Origin of the sequence: Streptomyces sp. NPDC046925 (assembly GCF_040644915.1) — a bacterium.
Classification (GTDB): Bacteria; Actinomycetota; Actinomycetes; order Streptomycetales; family Streptomycetaceae; genus Streptomyces.
Genome location: NZ_JBEYWZ010000007.1, coordinates 110,291 through 128,693 on the forward strand (window position 1 = coordinate 110,291; position 18,403 = coordinate 128,693).

Annotated in this window: 16 protein-coding genes; 6 read left to right on the forward strand and 10 right to left on the reverse strand. The window is 70.8% G+C overall.

All coding sequences use genetic code 11. The features are described 5' to 3' along the window. Positions 1-66: 66 nt before the first annotated feature. From ABZ906_RS27465 to ABZ906_RS27485, 5 genes are all read right to left on the reverse strand, one after another. Entirely contained in the window at positions 67-321 is a 255-nt protein-coding gene (locus tag ABZ906_RS27465) for a hypothetical protein (protein WP_361386994.1), read from the reverse strand. Positions 322-447: 126 nt separating this feature from the next. Then, positions 448-2,430, reverse strand: a complete 1,983-nt coding sequence (locus tag ABZ906_RS27470) for a fructose-specific PTS transporter subunit EIIC (protein WP_361386997.1) — start codon at positions 2,428-2,430, stop codon at positions 448-450. Between the two features lie 91 nt (positions 2,431-2,521). Further along, positions 2,522-3,469, reverse strand: a complete 948-nt coding sequence (gene pfkB / locus ABZ906_RS27475; RefSeq protein ID WP_361387439.1) for a 1-phosphofructokinase — start codon at positions 3,467-3,469, stop codon at positions 2,522-2,524. 71 nt (positions 3,470-3,540) lie between these two features. After that, positions 3,541-4,302, reverse strand: coding sequence for a DeoR/GlpR family DNA-binding transcription regulator (locus tag ABZ906_RS27480; RefSeq protein WP_361195164.1), 762 nt, complete (start codon positions 4,300-4,302; stop codon positions 3,541-3,543). 399 nt (positions 4,303-4,701) lie between these two features. Next, a complete protein-coding gene (locus ABZ906_RS27485; RefSeq protein WP_361387000.1) occupies positions 4,702-5,358 on the reverse strand; it encodes a TetR family transcriptional regulator in 657 nt (218 codons plus the stop codon). 284 nt (positions 5,359-5,642) lie between these two features. On the opposite strand from ABZ906_RS27485, the gene ABZ906_RS27490 reads away from it, so the two are divergent. Further along, a complete protein-coding gene (locus tag ABZ906_RS27490) occupies positions 5,643-6,917 on the forward strand; it encodes an extracellular solute-binding protein (protein WP_361387003.1) in 1,275 nt (424 codons plus the stop codon). Positions 6,918-6,977: 60 nt separating this feature from the next. Here ABZ906_RS27490 and ABZ906_RS27495 read toward each other — a convergent pair whose 3' ends face one another. Further along, positions 6,978-8,543: an MFS transporter gene (locus ABZ906_RS27495; protein WP_361387006.1), complete on the reverse strand. Its 1,566-nt coding sequence runs from the start codon at positions 8,541-8,543 to the stop codon at positions 6,978-6,980. Between the two features lie 62 nt (positions 8,544-8,605). Between ABZ906_RS27495 and ABZ906_RS27500 the strand changes: the two genes are divergently transcribed. Further along, the gene (locus ABZ906_RS27500) at positions 8,606-9,718 is read left to right on the forward strand and encodes a YafY family protein (protein ID WP_361387009.1); all 1,113 of its coding nucleotides are present in this window, start codon (positions 8,606-8,608) and stop codon (positions 9,716-9,718) included. A 378-nt stretch (positions 9,719-10,096) separates the two neighbouring features. Here the strand turns inward: ABZ906_RS27500 and ABZ906_RS27505 are convergent, their stop codons facing one another. Further along, on the reverse strand, positions 10,097-11,104 hold the full coding sequence (locus ABZ906_RS27505; RefSeq protein ID WP_361195154.1) for a sigma-70 family RNA polymerase sigma factor: 1,008 nt from the start codon (positions 11,102-11,104) through the stop codon (positions 10,097-10,099). A 184-nt stretch (positions 11,105-11,288) separates the two neighbouring features. Here ABZ906_RS27505 and ABZ906_RS27510 point away from each other — a divergent pair, with 184 nt between their 5' ends. Together ABZ906_RS27510 and ABZ906_RS27515 are read left to right on the forward strand one after the other, a co-directional pair. Continuing rightward, entirely contained in the window at positions 11,289-11,819 is a 531-nt protein-coding gene (locus tag ABZ906_RS27510; RefSeq protein ID WP_361387012.1) for an N-acetyltransferase family protein, read from the forward strand. 95 nt (positions 11,820-11,914) lie between these two features. Continuing rightward, complete coding sequence (locus ABZ906_RS27515) at positions 11,915-12,988, forward strand: questin oxidase family protein (RefSeq protein WP_361387015.1); 1,074 nt, start codon at positions 11,915-11,917, stop codon at positions 12,986-12,988. An 18-nt stretch (positions 12,989-13,006) separates the two neighbouring features. Here ABZ906_RS27515 and ABZ906_RS27520 read toward each other — a convergent pair whose 3' ends face one another. After that, the gene (locus ABZ906_RS27520; protein ID WP_361387018.1) at positions 13,007-13,789 is read right to left on the reverse strand and encodes a class III extradiol ring-cleavage dioxygenase; all 783 of its coding nucleotides are present in this window, start codon (positions 13,787-13,789) and stop codon (positions 13,007-13,009) included. Positions 13,790-13,904: 115 nt separating this feature from the next. Here ABZ906_RS27520 and ABZ906_RS27525 point away from each other — a divergent pair, with 115 nt between their 5' ends. Next, positions 13,905-14,420, forward strand: coding sequence for a MarR family transcriptional regulator (locus ABZ906_RS27525; RefSeq protein ID WP_361195146.1), 516 nt, complete (start codon positions 13,905-13,907; stop codon positions 14,418-14,420). Positions 14,421-14,450: 30 nt separating this feature from the next. Here ABZ906_RS27525 and ABZ906_RS27530 read toward each other — a convergent pair whose 3' ends face one another. Next, positions 14,451-15,962, reverse strand: a complete 1,512-nt coding sequence (locus ABZ906_RS27530) for an MFS transporter (RefSeq protein ID WP_361195144.1) — start codon at positions 15,960-15,962, stop codon at positions 14,451-14,453. 177 nt (positions 15,963-16,139) lie between these two features. Continuing rightward, on the reverse strand, positions 16,140-16,796 hold the full coding sequence (locus ABZ906_RS27535) for a helix-turn-helix domain-containing protein (protein WP_361195142.1): 657 nt from the start codon (positions 16,794-16,796) through the stop codon (positions 16,140-16,142). 312 nt (positions 16,797-17,108) lie between these two features. Between ABZ906_RS27535 and ABZ906_RS27540 the strand changes: the two genes are divergently transcribed. Further along, positions 17,109-18,392 (forward strand): M6 family metalloprotease domain-containing protein, encoded by a 1,284-nt coding sequence (locus ABZ906_RS27540; RefSeq protein ID WP_361387021.1) that lies wholly within the window; start codon positions 17,109-17,111, stop codon positions 18,390-18,392. The last annotated feature ends 11 nt before the right edge of the window (positions 18,393-18,403 follow it).

Below are 18,403 nucleotides of genomic sequence, written 5' to 3' on the forward strand. Positions count from 1 at the left end.
CGCGGGGGCATCAGCGCCGACCGCGGCCACCCGAGGGGCGCCGGGACCGGCGCCCCTCGGCCTGTATCAGGACCGGCGGTCGCCGAACTGGCGCACGAGACCGGCGAAGGCGGCTCGTTCGTCCGCCGTCAGCTCGACCGTCTCCGCGCGCGGCGGGCCCGACTGTGCGGGCAGCACGCCCAGCGCCTGCGACCGGCGCAAGGCGTCCATGTCGACCTGGTCGCGCCGCAGCATCCGCACCAGGCCCACGGCCCAGGCGGCAGTCGCGACGGCCAGTACGGCCACGCCTGCCTGCTGGAGGATCGAGACATTCTGGAACATGCCGCACAGTAGACAACACGATCCGGGGCTTACGACAGGGGGGTTGTGGGACTTACGTCCTGAAGTGACGCATGTCGCACAACCCCCCTCATAGGGCTACATCGGCCCGAGGCCGACAGCAGGGGCTCAGACGGCCGCCGGAACGCGCTTGTCCGTCGCGGCCTCATCGGCCGTGGCGCTGCCCTCCGGAGAGCCCGTCTTCCGGGCGCCCTTGAGCAGGATGACCGCCGCGGTCGAGACTCCGACACCGGCGACGATCGCCACCAGGTACAGCAGCGGCTGCCCGATGAGCGGCACCACGAAGATGCCGCCGTGCGGGGCCCGCAGCGTGCAGCCGAAGGCCATCGACAGGGCGCCGGTGACCGCGCCGCCCGCCATCGACGCGGGAATCACCCGCAGCGGGTCGGCCGCGGCGAACGGAATCGCGCCCTCGGTGATGAAGGAGGCGCCGAGGAACCAGGCCGCCTTGCCGTTCTCGCGCTCGGTCTTGGTGAAGAGGCGGCCGCGGACCGTGGTGGCCAGGGCCATGGCAAGCGGCGGGACCATACCGGCCGCCATCACCGCGGCCATGACCTTGAGGCTGCCCTCGGTCGGGTTGGCGAGGCCGCCGACGGCGAAGGCGTACGCGACCTTGTTCAGCGGGCCGCCGAGGTCGAAGCACATCATCAGGCCGAGGATGACGCCGAGAATGATGGCGTTGGCACCGGACAGGCCCTCCAGCCAGTCGGTGAGCGCGCTCTGCAACTCGGCGATGGGCTTTCCGATGACGAGGAACATCAGGAAGCCGACGACCGCGGAGGAGATCAGCGGGATCACGACCACCGGCATGATGCCGCGAAGGACCGCCGGGATCTTCACGCGCTGGATGCCCATGACGACCGCGCCCGCGATCAGACCAGCCGCGAGGCCGCCGAGGAAGCCCGCGTTGATGGTGACGGCGACGGAGCCGCCGACGAATCCGGGGACGAGTCCGGGGCGGTCGGCCATGCCGTACGCGATGTAGCCCGCGAGTACCGGCACCAGGAAGGCGAAGGCGAGCCCGCCGATCTGGAAGAGGAGGGCGGCCCAGCTGGTGGTGTCCGTCCACACGAAGTGCTCGGCGACGGACGGCGCCTTGTCGATCTTCCAGCCGCCGATGGCGAAGCCGAGTGCGATGAGGAGACCGCCCGCGGCGACGAACGGGACCATGTAACTGACGCCGGACATCAGCCACTTGCGCAGCTTGGTGCCGTAGCCGTCGCCGCTGTCACCGGCGTTGTCGACGGGGCTCGGCCCGACGTCCGCCGTCGTCTCGCCGCGGGCCGCCTTCGCGCGGACCTCCGCGATGAGCTCCGCGGGCCTGCTGATGCCGGCCTTCACGCCGACGTCGACGGTGGGCTTACCAGCGAAACGCTCCTTCTCGCGTACGGGAACGTCGTGCGCGAAGACGACACCGTCCGCGGCGGCGATGACCTCCGGGCCGAGACGGGTGAAGCCCGCGGAGCCCTGGGTCTCCACCGTCAGCTCTACGCCTGCCTCGCGGGCGGCGTTCTCCAGGGACTCGGCCGCCATGTAGGTGTGGGCGATGCCTGTGGGGCAGGACGTGACGGCGACGATTCTGAACGCAGGAGGCTCTTCGCCGGGCGCCTCCGGGGACGGCTGCCCGGCGTCGGGGGCGGCCGCCGTGTCACCCGAGATCAGCGCCGCTGCCGACGCCGGATCGGACGCACCCCGCAGCGCACCGGTGAACTCCTCGTCCATCAACTGGCGTGCGAGGGACGACAGGATGGTCAGGTGGGCGTCGTCGGCGCCTGCCGGGGCGGCGATCAGGAAGATCAGGTCGGCCGGTCCGTCCGGCGCCCCGAAGTCGATGCCGGCGGCCGAGCGGCCGAAGGCCAGGGTCGGCTCGGTGACATGGGCGCTGCGGCAGTGCGGGATGCCGATGCCGCCGTCGAGGCCGGTCGGCATCTGCGCCTCGCGGGCCGCCACGTCGGCGAGGAATCCCTCCAGGTCGGTCACCCGGCCCAGGGCCACCATGCGCTCGGCGAGGGCACGGGCCGCCGCTTCCTTGGTTCCGGCGGACCGGTCGATTTCGAGGTCGACCAGTTCCGCGGTGATCATCTCGCTCATCGCGGGCTCCTTCGCACGCGTATCGCCCGGAGGGCGGGGGTGGGGACGGGGGTGTGGAGCTGGAGGTGCGGGTGGTGCTGGGGGTGGGGCGTCATGGCGCAGGCTCCGTCAGTACGCGGTCCAGGGGGACCTCGGAGGTGACGGTGACCGCGCCGGGCGCGAGGTCGGACGGGGTCGGCATCGCGCTGCCGGGCAGCTGCACCGCCGCCGCGCCGTGCGCCACGGCCGAGGCGAGGGCGTCCCGGCCGCTGCCGCCCGCGATGAGGAAACCGGCCAGGGAGGAGTCACCGGCGCCGACGTTGCTGCGTACGGCGTCGACCGGAGCGCTGCCGAAGTACGTGCCCGTGTCGTCCACCAGGATCTGCCCGTCGGCGCCCAGGCTGGCGAGCACGGCCCGCGCGCCCGAAGCCCGCAGCTCCTCCGCCGCCTTGACCGCGTCGCCGACCGTCGACAGGGGGCGGCCCACCGCTTCGGCGAGCTCACGGGCGTTCGGCTTGACGACATCGGGACGCTCGGCGAGCGCCGCGAGCAGCGCGGGGCCCGAGGTGTCCAGGGCGATACGGGCGCCCGCGGCGTGCGTGCGGGCCACGAGCTCCGCGTACCAGGAGGGCGCGAGCCCGCGCGGGAGGCTGCCGCAGCAGGCGATCCAGTCGGCCCCCGCGGACCGCTCTCGCACGGCGGAGAGCAGCAACTCTGCCTCGTCCGATGTCAGTTCGGGCCCGGTCGCGTTGATCTTGGTGAGGGTGCCGTCCGGTTCGGCCACGGCGATGTTGGAGCGGGTCTGGCCCGCGACCCACACCGGGGCGACCTTGATGCCCTGCTCGTCGAGGAGTTGGTCGACGAGCGCGCCGGGCGCGCCGCCGAGCGGCAGGACGGCGAGCGTCTGTCCCCCCGCCGCCGCGACCGCCCTCGATACGTTGACGCCCTTGCCACCGGGGTCCATCCGGTCGCCGGTGGCCCGGATGACCTCGCCGCGGTCCAGCGAGGGGACCTCGTAGGTGCGGTCGAGGGAGGGGTTGGGGGTGACGGTGAGGATCATGCGCGTACGTACCGTTTCGTTGCTGACCTGCGTATTGCTGCTGTCGACCGCGTTCGGGTCCGGGCCGCCGCTCATGCCCGGATCACCTCCGTGCCGCCGCTCTCGATCGCGGCGGCGTCCTCGGGGCTGAGTCCGGTGTCGGTGATGAGCAGATCCACGTCGTCGAGATCGCCGAAGCGCGCGAAGTGCTCTTGCCCGTGCTTGGCGGAGTCCGCGAGGAGCACCACGCGGCGGGCCGCGCCGATCGCCGCGCGCTTGACGGCCGCTTCGGCGAGGTCGGGGGTGGTCAGACCGGCTTCGGCGGAGAAGCCGTTCGCGGCGACGAAGAGGACGTCGGCGCGGATCTCGGCGTACGCCCGCAGCGCCCATGCATCGACCGCGGCGCGCGTACGGCTGCGGACGCGGCCCCCGATGAGGTGGAGCTGGATGCCGGGGTGGTCGGCGAGGCGGGCGGCGGTGGGCAGGCCGTGCGTGACGACGGTGAAGGTCGCTTCCAGCGGCAGGGAGGCGGCGAGGCGGGCCACCGTCGAGCCCGCGTCGAGGATGACGCTCCCTTCGGCGGGCAGCTCCGCGAGGGCGGCCCGGGCGATACGGTCCTTCTCGTCGGCGGCCGTTCCCTCGCGCTCGGCGAGGTCGGGCTCGAAGTCGAGACGTCCGGCCGGTATGGCACCGCCGTGCACGCGCCGCACGAGACCGGCACGGTCGAGGGCCTTCAGGTCGCGCCGGATGGTCTCGGCGGTGACCTTGAACTCCTCGGCCAGCGACAGCACGTCGACCCGTCCGCCGTCACGCGCGAGCCGCAGAATCTCCTGCTGCCGCTCCGGTGCGTACATGTCCGTTTGCCTCCGCCTGATGCCCGAGTCTGTGGTTTCACTTGCAGGCTACGGCGAGATTTCCCCAAAGTAAACAGACCCGGACCCAACCCAGACACAAACGGACTCCGACAGGCACGCCGACCGCAGCCCGGAGCACGGCAAGCAGCACCCCTCGACGGCCCGCAGTCGGCAACGAGACGCGAGGGGGTGTGCCGGTATTTCCGCCCGGAGCACGGCAAGCGGCTCTCCCGAACCGAAGCAATCAGACGCCCACAAGCGGATGGCGAGGACGGACATACCGGCGCGCCCCCGCACCCACACACGACCCGCACCGCCCCCGTACGGACCCGCACCCGGCACACACCCGGCACGGACCCACCCCCGCCCCCGCCCCGCCCCCCGGCGACGGAAAAAGCCCTACGGCCAGCGAAAGCCCTCCAGGGCAACAATGCACCGCTCAGCCAGGGCCGCAGGCCCACCCGCACCCCCGGCCGCCTCATCCCCCGAAGCCCACGCCTCCACCGCCACCCGCACCGCCGCACTGGCAACCCCCGCCACCAGCCGCAGCTCCAGCGACACATCCTCCCCCGCGACCGGACCCCCCGCCTCCCGCTCCCCCAGGACGGAGATCAGCGTCTCCTCCGATACGCGGCAAGCGTCCGACCACACCGCCCGCAGCGCCGCACTCTCCCCCGCCATCACCATCCGCAGCAGCGCCCGCACCCACTCAAGGGCCTCCGCGTCCCCGATGGCGACCCCCGGAGCCGCATCGCTGTCCGGGACCAGCGTCCGCGCCGCCGCATGCCGCAGCGCGTCCCGCACACAGAGCCCCGCGGGCGCGTCCCGCACCGCCTCGGCCCACTGCTGCGCACCGGCGGCGAAGAGCGGGGCGACGGCCTCCTCCTTCGTCGCGAAGTAGCGGTAGAAGGTGCGCGGCGCGACGCCCGCCGCGCGGGCGATGTCCTCGGCACGGGTGCCGCGCAGCCCGTTCGCGACGAAGAGCGCGGCGGCCGTACGGGCGATGTCCAGGCGCGTCTCCGCCTTGCGGCGCTCGGTGAGCGAGCCGGGAGACACCGGTGATTCAGACGATCTAGATGATGCAGATGATGCAGATGATCCAGGCGATTGAGGTGATTCAGGCGAGTTGAGCGAACTTGCGGGCATGCGAGGCAGGTTATGCCAGCAAGCCGCAGGCAAAGGAGCAGGGCCACCGAGGCGCAATATGCCTGTGTGGCAGAATCTGCCACCACACGAGCTCACCACACGAGCTCACGGCAAGAGCCCGCCGCACGACCCCACCAAACCGCGGCGGCTCGCGCGGTGGCAGAGCAAGTACGTCCGAGAAGGTGGCAAGCCCGGTGCGTCGTCGACAGTTCCTGACCAGCTCGGCCGGTCTCGCCGGCCTGACCGGCGCCTCCACCCTCGGTCTCTCGCTCGGCCTCACCGGCTGCTCCTCCACCGGCGACACCACCACCCTCAAACTCCTCGTCGCCAGCTACGACAAGAGCGTCGGCTCCTCCATCGGCGACCAGTGGGACGGCTTGGTCGACGCCTTCGAGAAGGCGCACCCCACCGTCAAGATCGCCCTGGAACGCGTCCCCTTCGACAAGCTGGACAGGACACTCGCCCGCCGCGTGAAGGACGGCGACGCCCCCGACATCGCGCAGTCGAACGTCTTCGCCCCGTACGCCGAGGACGACCAGCTCTACGACGCCTCCGACCTCTTCGACATCCGCACCGAGGCCGACTTCACCCGCTCGTACGCCGAGGCCGGATCGGTCAAGCACATCCAGTACGGCATCCCCTTCCTCGCCAGCACCCCGCGCCTCTTCTACAACACGGCCCTCTTCAAGCAGGCCGGCATCAGCGGCGCCCCCACCTCCTGGGACGAGCTGCAAGCAGCGGCCGTGGCGCTGAAGGGGATCGGCGTGAAGACCCCGTACGGGCTGCAGTTGGGCCCCGAGGCAGCCGAGGACGAGACCCTGTCCTGGCTGCTCGCGGACGAAGGCGGCTACGCGGCGCTGGCCGGCAGCTACGACTTCCACACCGCGAGCAACGTGCGGACGCTGACCTGGCTGCGGGACGAGCTGGTGGCGAAGGGCCTCGCGGGCGCGGACCCGGCCGGGCTCAACAGGACGGACGCGTACGAGCAGTTCATGCGCGGCCGCATCGGAATGCTGATCGCGCACCCGGTGCTGATGGGCGCCGCCGACAAGGTCAAGTTCCCCTACGCGCATGCCGCGTTCCCCAGCCGCCTCGGCGGGGCGGCGGCTCCGGTGGGCCTGAGCGACTGGCTGATGGCGTTCAAGCAGAACGGCCACAGCGACGCGTGCGGCACGTTCCTCGGCTACCTCTACGGCCGCAAGTCGGCGAAGGCGTACGGCGGCGGGCAGGCCGCGCTCCCGGTGACCAGCTCCGCGTCGTCGGCGCTGCGCGCGGACACTGCTCAGCGCCCGCTGTGGAAGTTCATCGACCAGATGCCGCGGGCGCAGTTCCAGCCGGTCGGCATGCGCTCCTGGCCGTCGGTACGGGCGGCCATCCGCAAGGAGATCGGGGCCGCCGTCACCAAGGGCGGCAACCTCGGCGCCGTACTGGAATCCCTGGACGCGACGGCGGCCCGGGCGGAGCTCTAGGTCCCTTCTGATGGACCTTGGCTCCGCCCGGGCCGCGTGCAACACGCCCGCCGACACCGCTCAGGAGGTCAACGCGGGCTCCCGCTCCGGGTGTCCGTCGGCCGCATCGGCAGCCGCATCGGCACCCGCATCGGCGACCACGTCCTCGTCACCGCCGCCCTCGACGTGCTGCCGCGGCTTGCCCGGCAGGGCGAACATCAGCAGGAAGATGACGACGAGCACGCCGACGACCCACCACAGCGAGTTCTGGAACGCGCCCACGATCTCCATCGGCACCTCGCTCCGCGCCGCCTTCTCGTCGATCATTCCGAAGAACACGACGGAGACCAGGCCGAGCCCCAGCGCCGTACCCATCTGCTGCACGGTGTTGAGCAGACCGGACGCGGACCCCGAGTGCTCACGCGGCACGTCCGAGAGGATGGCGTCCGTCAGGGGCGCGACGATGAACCCCATGCCGGCGCCCATCACGACCAGCGGCAGGGCCATCTGCCAGGACGTGATGCCCGCGCCGTACCGGTCCGCCTCCCAGATGTAGAGCAGCACACCGGTGGCCATGATGAGCGCCCCGCCCTGGAGCACCTTGCGCCCGAACCGCGGCACGAGCTTCTGCACGGACATACCGGCCGCCGCCGAGACGGCGATCGAGAACGGCACCCCGGTCACCCCCGCCCGCAGCGCGCTCCAGCCGAGCCCCGTCTGCATGTACACCGTCCAGACCAGGAAGAAGATGCCCATCGCGACACCGAACACGGTCTGCACCGCGATACCCGCGGCGAAGCTCTTCACCTTGAACAGGGACAGCTCCACGAGCGGCGAACCGTCCTTCGCCGCCTTCGCCTTCTCGTACGCGATGAGCGCGCCGAACACGACGAGTCCGCCCGCCATCATGACGTAGCCCCACAGCGGCCAGTCCAGCTCGCGGCCGCGGGTCAGCGGGTAGAGCACCATGAGCAGGCCGAGCGTGACGAGGACGACGCCGACGAGGTCGAGCTTGAGGGCCCTGGGCGCCTTGGACTCGGTGATGAACTTGCTGCCCAGGATCAGTCCCGCGATGCCGACGGGCAGGTTGATCAGGAAGATCGGCCGCCATTCGAGCCCGAAGATGTTCCACTGCGTGAGCAGCGCGCCGAGCAGCGGCCCCGATACGGCGCCGAGGCCCACGATCATCCCGAAGAGCCCGAAGACCTTGCCCCGCTCGTGCGCGGGGAAGGTGGCGTGCACGATCGACAGGACCTGCGGCACCATCATCGCGGCCATGCCGCCCTGGAGGATCCGCGAGGCGACCAGCATCTCCGGGTTCGCGGCGAACCCGCAGAGCGCGGAGGCGAGCGTGAAGCCCGCGATCCCTATGAGGAACATCCGCTTGCGCCCGTGGATGTCGCCGAGCCGCCCGCCGGTGATGAGTCCGGCCGCGAAGGCGAGCGCGTAGCCCGCGGTGATCCACTGGATCTGGCTGTACGAGGCGCCCGCGTCCTCCTGGATGGAGGGGATCGCGATGTTGACGATGGTGACGTCGACGAGGTCCATGAAGGCCGCGGTCATCACGATGGCGAGGGCGAACCAGCGGCGCCGGTCGGCTGCGGCGGCCGTTCCGGGCGGTGTTGTGGCGGGGCTGCTGTAAGTCATGAGAGAAGGCTAGAAGTCATATAGGCCAGAACATGTCCTAGATGCGCGGCATCCTGAACGACATGACTTCGACTTCGGGCACGACCTCGGCTTCGGGCACGACCTCGGGTGCGGCTTCTGCTTCTGCTTCTGCTTCTGCTTCTGGTGCGACCTCGGCTTCGGCTTCGGAACGGTCCGGTGGGTCCGGTGGTGGTACGGACACCCCGGCTCGGCTCCTACAACTCCTCTCCCTCCTCCAGACCCCGCGCGAGTGGCCCGGAGGGGAGCTGTCGGAGCGGCTCGGGGTCAGCCGTCGCACGGTGCGGCGCGACATCGACCGGCTGCGGGACCTCGGCTATCCGGTGCAGGCGAGCCAGGGGGCGAGCGGCGGCTACCGCCTCGTCGCGGGCAAGGCGATGCCTCCGCTCGTCCTGGACGACGAGGAGGCGGTGGCGATCGCGGTGGGGCTGCGGGCCGGGGCGGGGCACGCGGTGGAGGGGGTGGAGGAGGCGTCGGTACGGGCGCTGACGAAGCTGGAGCAGGTCCTTCCGTCGCGCCTGCGCCACCGCGTCCAGACCCTCCAGATCGCGACGACGCCGCTGACCAGCGGGGACGGCGCGAGTATCGCGCCCGAGACGCTGACGGTCATGGCGTCCGCCGCTGCGGGCCAGGAGCGCCTGCGCTTCGCGTACCGCTCCGGCGACGGCACGGAGTCGCGCCGCCTGACGGAGCCGCACCGCCTCGTCTCGACGGGCCGGCGCTGGTATCTCGTCGCGTACGACATCGACCGCGACGACTGGCGCACGTTCCGGGTGGACCGGGTGTCGTCGCCCTTCGCGACCGGGGCGCGGTTCGTGCCGCGGGAGTTGCCCACGGGGGATGCCGCGGAGTTCATCCGCCGGTCGATGTGGCGGGGGCAGCCGTCGTACGAGATCGACGTGACGTTCTCGGCGTCCGCGGAGGCCGTCGCGGGGGTGTTCCCCTCGGCGCTGGGGACGCCGGAGCCGGTGACGGCCACTACGTGCCGGGTCCGTTCTACGGTGACGGACGCGGTTGACTGGTTGGCGGTGCGGCTGGCCATGACGGGCCTGGACTTCACAGCCCACCAGCCCCCGGAACTGGTGGCATCCCTCCACGAACTGGGCTCCCGCTTGACGCGGGGGGCGGGGGCGTCGCCGCCTGACTCAGGGGACTGACACCGCGGGCCGGTGGGCGGTACTACTGTCCCGCGCTCCGCGCGGAGTTCTCCCACCCACACACCACCCATAACTCGGGGTAATCGAGCGGGCGGGCGGGAGAGCGAGTTCGCTGAGGATCAAACGCCGAGCAATCGGGCGGGTGGGTGGGAGAGCTCGTTCGGTGCGGAGACGAACGCGGGGCAATCGGGCGGGTGGGTGGGAGGGCCTGTTCGGCGCGGTGGGGGACGCTGGGCAATCGGGCGGGTGGGTGGGTGGGGACTGCCTCGCGCCAAGCGCCGGAAGTGGGTTGAGGGTAGAGGGCAGAAATGAGCCCCGGTGCCGGGGGGGGATGGCACCGGGGCTCGGCTGAGGGGCGGCTTCGCGGGCCGCCAAGGCCTAGGCCGCCGCGTCGAACCCCGTATCCCGCGCCAGCTTCTTCAGTTCGAGCAGCGCGTGCTTCTCGATCTGGCGGATCCGCTCGCGGGTCAGACCATGCTGCTTGCCGACCTCCGTGAGGGTCCGCTCGCGGCCGTCCTCGATGCCGTACCGCATCTTGATGATGGAGGCCGTGCGCTGGTCGAGGCGGCCGATCAGGTCGTCGAGCTCCTCGCTGCGCAGCAGGGTCAGGACGGACTGCTCGGGCGAGACCGCGGAGGTGTCCTCGAGGAGGTCACCGAACTGCGTGTCTCCGTTGTCGTCCACGCCCATGTTCAGGGAGACCGGGTCGCGCGCCCAGTCCAGGACGTCGGTGACGCGCGCCGGCGTCGTGTCGAGCTCCGCGGCGACCTCTTCCGGCTCGGGGTCGCGGCCGTGCTTGCGGTTGAACTCGCGCATGACCCGGCGGATGCGCCCCAGCTCCTCCACCAGGTGGACGGGGAGCCGGATGGTGCGGGACTGGTCGGCTATGGAGCGCGTGATGGCCTGGCGGATCCACCACGTGGCGTACGTGGAGAACTTGAAGCCCTTGGCGTAGTCGAACTTCTCGACCGCGCGGACCAGGCCCGCGTTCCCCTCCTGGATGAGGTCGAGGAGCGGCAGACCGCTGCGCGGGTAGCGGCGCGCGACGGCGACGACGAGTCGGAGGTTGGACCGGATGAAGATGTCCTTGGCCCGCTCGCCGTCGGCGACCAGCGCCTCCAGCTCCTCACGGGACGCGGAGGCGCCGGGGACGGAGTCCTCGACGTCGCCGTCGAGTATCTTCCGGGCATACACGCCGGCCTCGATGATCTGGGACAGCTCGACTTCCTTGGCGGCGTCGAGGAGAGGCGTACGCGCGATCTCGTCGAGGTACATGCCGACCAGGTCGCGGTCGGCGATCTCCCCGCCTACGGCGCGAACACTGCGAGCCGCGTCGGTCTCGCCGGTGGAGGCGGACTTACGACGGGCGACGGCACGGGTTGCCATGCGTGCTCCCTTGCGTGTGGAGGTCCTGGTCGGCCCTTTTCATGGGCCTCTGTGGTGGAAACCACACCCTTGCGGGTGCCCTGCTTCCGATGGAAACAACGACTGGAATCCGGACAGAATTCCCAAGCCGCGCATCTATTTTCGTGACCTTGCAGTACCCTGTGCCGCCACAAGGGGAGGCCAGATGGCGTCGGAACGTACAGAGGTGCAGGTCAGGCCGGGCGCGGAGGCCGATCTCACGGCCCTGACCGACATCTACAACCACTATGTACGTGAGACGGCGATCACATTCGACACGGCCGTCTTCTCGCCGGAAGAGCGACACCCTTGGCTGCTCTCCCACCCTGAAGACGGCCCGCACCGCCTCTTGGTTGCCCGCGAGCGGGTTTCCGGGGTGATCCTCGGGTACGCCACCAGTTCTCCTTTCCGGGACAGGCCCGCTTACGCCACCTCCGTGGAGGTGAGCGTGTACTGCGCTCCGGACGCCGGGGGCCGCGGCATCGGCACCCTGCTCTACAAGGCGCTCTTCGAGGCCCTGGAGGGCGAGGACGTGCACCGCGCCTACGCCGGGATCGCCCAGCCGAACGACGCGTCGGTCCGCCTCCACGAACGTTTCGGCTTCCGGCACGTCGGCACGTACCAAGAGGTGGGCCGCAAGTTCGGCCGCTACTGGGACGTCGCCTGGTACGAGCGTCCCCTGGGCGCCGGGCGCTGACGCGGGTCGTAGGTCCCGACCAGGCCCGTCCTAAGACCCGACCTAGGCCGCAAGGCCGTTACGCCCCTGCTCGCGTCCCGCCTACCGTGCCCGCCATGGACGCCACAGCCGATACCCCGGCCGACCCCTCAGCGACCGCCGCGACCGACACCACCGGCACCCTCGACGAAGCCCTCCAGCGCCTGCACGCCTCGGGCCCCGAGCGGCTCGGACGGCTCACCAACCACGCCCCGATGGCCGTCGAGGCGCTCGCCGCGCACGGCCTGTCCGGGGCCGTCCACCGCTGGCTCGAGCTGTACGCGCCGAAGTTGGAGGAGTACCCGAGTTCGATCGAGCCAATCACCGGCGACAACTGGCGCGAGGCCCTGGGCGATCCGCGCCGCGCGGCGGACTGGATCGCGTACTTCGACCGGCAGATCGGGGAGTCCGGCGGACGCCCGTGGCGCGACGTGCTGGCCGCCTGGTGGCCCCGCCTGCTGCCCGGCATGTACGGCGGCTCCACGCACCCGGTGATCCGCGTGGGCCACGCGGTGCGCACGCTCCTGAACGGCGAGGAGACGCAGCCCCGCCGCACCGAACTCGCCCATGGCCTCGGCTACTGGGCCGCCCGCCACCACCCCGTCACCGGCATCGAACTCCTGCCCGCGGTCGACGGCACCGCGGCCACCGCCCTGGACGCCGTGCGGCCCATCCCAGACCGGGCCGACGGCAGCTTCCCCGTCAGGCTGGGCCGGGTCGCGGGCCTGCCCGTCTGGGCGGCCTCCGTGACGGATCCCGACGAGGCGCACCGCAGGCTGACCGAGCTCGTGCGGGCGGCCACCCACCGGTACGCCACGCACGGCCACGGCGACCAGACCATGCTGGTGCACGCGTCGACCGCGCCCAACGCCGTCCTGCGTGCCCTGCCCGCGCTGCCCCGCCCGCTGTGGGCGCCGAGCCTGCACGCGGCCTGGACGGCGTCGGCCGCCGTGACCTCGATGTACGCGCCGGACGCCCCGGTCGCCTACACCGCACCCGGCACCTTCGCCCCCGAGGAGGTCTTCGAGCGGGCCCTGGCGCACGGCGACGAGCACGTCATCAAGTTCACCGACACGGCACTGGACGTGGGCGGCGAACAGGCCCTGACGGCGGCCCTGCGCGCGATCGAGATCAGCGAACCGCTCACCTAGGGCCCGTAGAAGGGCGCGTCAGCCGAACTGCACCGACCTCTTGGCGAGCCCCATCCAGAACCCGTCGATCACACTGCGCTGCCCGCCGAGGTCCCCCGCGGCCTCCGCCGCCCCCAGCGTCACGAACAGCGGCGCGAAGTGCTCCGTACGCGGATGTGCGAGCTCGCCCGCCGGGGACTTGTGCCGGAAGTCCAGGAGGCCGTCCACGTCGCCCGCGTCGAGCGCCTCGTGCCCCCACGCGTCGAACTCCGTCGACCACGACGGCGTACCGCCCTGCCGCAGCGCAGCCAGGTTGTGCGTGAAGAAGCCGCTGCCGACGATCAGCACGCCCTCGTCCCGCAGCGGCGCCAGCTTGCGGCCGATGTCCATCAGGCGCCGCGGGTCGAGGGTCGGCAGGGAGATCTGGAGTACGGGGATGTCCGCGTCCGGGTACATCTCGACGAGGGGGACGTACGCTCCGTGGTCGAGCCCGCGATCCGGGATGTCCTGCACCGGCGTACCGGCCCCGCGCAGCAATTTACGTACGGAATCGGCCAGTTGAGGGGCGCCCGGAGCGGCGTACGTCACCTGGTAGTAGTGCTCGGGGAAGCCCCAGAAGTCGTACACGAGCGGCGTCGTCTCGATCGCGCCGAGCGCGAGGGGGGCCTCCTCCCAGTGGGCGGAGACCATGAGGATGGCCTTGGGGTGCGGCAGCTGGGCCGACCAGGCGCGGAGCTGGTCGGGCCAGAGCGCGTCGTCGGCGAGCGGGGGTGCGCCGTGGCTGAGGTACAGGGCGGGCATGCGCTCCTGGGTTGCGGTCATGGCGGCACCTCCGAGAACGTAGGGAACAAGTTGCTTTAACTCTCAAGTTTCTCTGACGATGACCCTACTCCTGCATTGTTTAACTTTCAAGGAAGGGCTGCGTACAGTGGAGTACATGGACACGGCACCCACTTCTCCCCCCGACGGGGAACCGCGCTGGCTCAATGACGAGGAACAGCGCACCTGGCTCGCGTATCTGCAGGCCACCACGCTCCTGGAAGACCATCTCGACCGCCAGTTGCAGCGCGACGCCGGTATGCCGCACATCTACTACGGCCTGCTCGTCCAGCTCTCCGTCGCCCCGCGGCGGCGGCTGCGCATGACGGAGCTGGCCAGGAACACCAAGATCACCCGGTCCCGTCTCTCGCACGCCATCGCCCGCCTGGAGAAGAGCGGCTGGGTGCGCCGCGAGGACTGCCCCTCGGACAAGCGCGGCCAGTTCGCGATCCTCACCGACGACGGCTACGACGTCCTTCGCAGGACCGCCCCCGGCCACGTCACCGCCGTACGCCAGGCCCTCTTCGACCGGCTCACCCCGGAACAGCAGAAGTCCCTCGGCGAGATCATGATGATCGTCGCCGAGGGACTTCAGCCGAAGGAGGCGGGGGCGGACCTGCCCTGGCTCCGCTAGACCCCCTTCATCGAGTGCGGATGGCCGGGGTCAGTGCGCGACCACCGGGATGCGCACCTCGTCCTCGACCGCACCGTCGGTGTCGCCCGAGGCGGCCGGAGCGCCGCCCTGGGCACCGGTGTTGATGAGGGTGAAGGCGATCGCGGAGGCGGCGAGCAGGATGCCCACGGCCCACCAGATCGCGCTGGTGTAGCCCTCGACCATGGCCTGCGCCTGGAGCAGCTTCTGCGCGGCCGGAGTGGTCGCGCCCGCCGCGTGGTCCACGACGTAGGCGGTCGTGGCGGAGGCGGCGATGGTGTTCAGGAGAGCGGTGCCGATGGCGCCGCCGACCTGCTGCGAGGTGTTGACCATCGCGGAGGCGACACCGGAGTCACGCGCCTCGACACCGTGCGTGGCCAGGGACATGGCGGGCATGAACGCCGTACCCATGCCGAGACCGAGCAGCAGCTGCGCGGGCAGGATCAGACCGGCGTACGAGGTGCCGATCTCCAGCTGCGTCAGGAGCAGCATGCCGACGGCCGCGACCACGAAGCCGGGGCCCATCAGCAGCCGCGGTGCGACGCGGGTCATCAGGCGGGCGCCGATCTGCGTGGAGCCCGTGATCATGCCGACGATCATCGGCAGGAACGCGAAGCCGGTCTTGACCGGCGAGAAGCCCTTGACGATCTGCAGGTAGTACGTGAGGAACAGGAACAGGCCGAACATCGCGATGATCGCGAGGCCGAGCGACAGGTAGACACCGCCGCGGTTGCGCTCGGTCAGGACGCGCAGCGGCAGCAGCGGCGACTTGACCTTCGACTCGGTGAGGACGAACGCGGCGAGCAGGACGGCGGAGCCGACGAACATGCCGATGGTCAGGGAGTCCGACCAGCCGGCCGACTCGGCGCGCGTGAAGCCGTAGACGAGCGAGACCAGACCGAGGGTGGACAGGACCACGCCGGGGATGTCGAGCGGCGAGCGGTTGCGGCCGCCGGCCGGCTCACGGATGACGAAGTAGGCGCCGAGTGCGGCGACCGCGGCGAAGGGGATGTTCACGAAGAACGTCCAGCGCCAGTTCAGGTACTCGGTGAGGAAGCCGCCGAGGATCAGGCCCACGGCGCCACCGCCACCGGCGATCGCACCGTAGATGCCGAACGCCTTGGCGCGCTCCTTGGCATCGGTGAACATCACGGCGAGCAGCGAGAGGGCGGCGGGCGCGAGCAGCGCGCCGAACACACCCTGGAGGGCGCGGGCGCCCAGCATCATCGCCTCGCCCGACGCGGCGCCGCCGAGCGCGGAGGCCGCGGCGAAGCCGACGAGGCCGGTCACAAAGGTGCGCTTGCGGCCCCAGAGGTCGGCTATGCGACCGCCGAAGAGCAGCAGCCCGCCAAAGGCAAGGGCATAGGCCGTGATGACCCACTGGCGGTTGCCGTCCGAGATGCCCAGGTCCTGCTGGGCGGAGGGCAGCGCGATGTTCACGATGGTCGCGTCGAGGACGACCATCAGCTGCGCGAGCGCGATGAAGATCAGCGCTTTCCAGCGCCTGGGATCTGTTTCTGACATGGGAGTAGCCACCTAGCGATACGTGTGGTGAAAAACGACGAAAAAGCGACGCGCGCTGCGCAGGGCGAAGTCGAGCGTGTTCAAGAACGTGGTCAGGCGTGTTCAGGCGTACGCAGGCCCGTACGGACGGCCTGCTCAGGCCCGTTCAGGCATGAGATCGAGCGTGGTCAGGCAGGCTCAGGACTGGCGGAGGTCCTCCAAGGTCGCCGCCTCACCGGGCAGCTCGGAGCGGGCAGGCGCCATCAGGCCGTCGAGGAACAGCTGGAGATGGCGGTGGACGAAACGGTCCATGTTCGGGCACGCCGTGCCGGGCAGCGGCCTCGTGAGTTGTGAGAGGGCGACCATGAGGTCCCCGACGGCGATGTCGGTGCGCAGCTGCCCGGCCGCGCGCGCCCTGTGCATGAGCCCGTCGATCACGGCTTCGAGCCGCAGCCGGGCGTCGACCAGATCCGGATGATCGGGATCGAAGGCCGCCTGGAGGATCGGGCACAGGGCGCCGATCCGCTCGTCGGCGGAAGCGTGTACGAACCGGCGCAGGGCGTCGAACGAGGCGCTCGCGTCGGCTTCGGCCGCAGCGATCGCCTCCTCGGCATGTGCCGAGACGCGGTCGGTGACCATCAGGACGACCTGGTGGACCAGTTCGGAACGGTCGGCGAAGTGCCGGTAGACCGTGGCATTGCCGACGCCGGCCCGGCGGGCGACCTCGTCGAGCGGCACGTCGGGGCCGAACTCGACGAACATCTCGCGTGCGGCGGCGACGATCCGCTCCCGGTTGCGCAGGGCGTCGGCCCGCGGGCGGGGCGTGCGGCGCTGCTCAGCGGTTGCGGTTCCCACGGCGGCTCTCCTCGGGCTTGCGGTCGAGCCTCCGGACGCGGGGTCCGGAACCTCGGATGGGCGATGCGGGGAATCACTCCCCGTTTCGCTCGGACACAGGTCTAAACGGGGAGACAGTCCCCGGATATTTCCCGCCGCCCGACTTTCTTCACGTGACCCGCGTCACACCCCCAGGGGGGGCCTTCCACACGCCTCCGTACGCGAAGAACACACGATCAGTCGCACTCAGCGAGCGTCCGCGCACACACCGGAAGAGGGTGATCGAAAGGGTGCAGCCGGGACCGGCGGCTGCCGCTACGGGAAGGCCCACGCATGCAGCAGCCGACCTGGAGGCAGATACGCGGAGCGCGACGTGGCGCTGCACTCGCCACCTGCGCCGTCCTTGCCCTCACGGTCACCACATCGGCGAGCACCGGCCGTCTGATGGAGGAGTCCCCCCAAGCGGCGGGGCCCGTGTCCCTGGCCCGCGCCACGACCCTCAGCCCGTGCATGATCACCGGCACGATGGGCGTCCAGATGTCCGAGGGCGTCCCCACGACCTCCGGATACTCCCGCTCCACCGGCACCGTCCGGGCCCTGAACCTCATGGTCGACTTCTCCGACGCCCCCGGCGAGGGAAGCGCGCTCGACCGCCTCGCGGAGTTCTTCCCGCAGACATCGGACTGGTTCCGCACCAGCTCCTACGGACGTCTCGACTACCGCCCCGAGTCCCCCATATCGAACTGGCTGCGGATGCCCAAGAGCTTCAAGCAGTACGGCATAGAGCGCGGCGCCCCCTTCGATCCCGGCTACCGCGAGCTCGTCACGGACATCGTGGCGGCCGCCGACCCGGACGTGGACTTCCGCGAGTACGACCTGGTGAACATCCTCATCACGCCGAACGCGGGCCCTTCCGCGCTCGACACGGTCCTCTCGGTGACCTTCGCGGGCAACACCGAGGCGCCCGTCGCGGACGGCGTCCCGGTCTCCAACGCGTCCTTCGTCTACAGCCGCCAGGACGACGGCTCGGGCAGCTACGGAGAGACCGGCTACCGCGTGCTCCCGCACGAGAACGGCCACGTCTTCGGCCTGCCCGACCTCTACACGCAGGACGGCGGCGGCGCGGTCGGCCACTGGGACATCATGAGCGAGGACTGGGGCGCCAACAACGACCTGCTGGCCTGGCACAAGTGGAAACTGGGCTGGATCGGCGACGACCAGATCAGCTGCGCGTCGAACTCCGGCACCACCGAGCACACGCTGAGCCCGCTGCCGGCGGACGGCGGCACCAAACTGGCCTTCGTGCCGCTGGACTCGACGCACGGGTACGCGGTCGAGGTGCGCACCCGCGGCGGCAACGACGAGGCGATCTGCAAGCCCGGGGTGCTCATCTACCGGGTGGACGCGGAGGTCGACACGGGCCGCGGTCCGATCACCGTCTCCGACTCCACGAAGGACAGCGGCGGCTGCACGCGCCAGCCGAACGTCCACGCGGAGCTCTCCGACGCGACCTACGAGCCCGGCCAGACCTTCACGGACAAGAAGAAGGGCGTACGCATCACGGTGTCCGACATCGACGCGGAGGGCCGGTACCGGGTGCACGTCACGCGGCCGTAAGTCCACGCCGA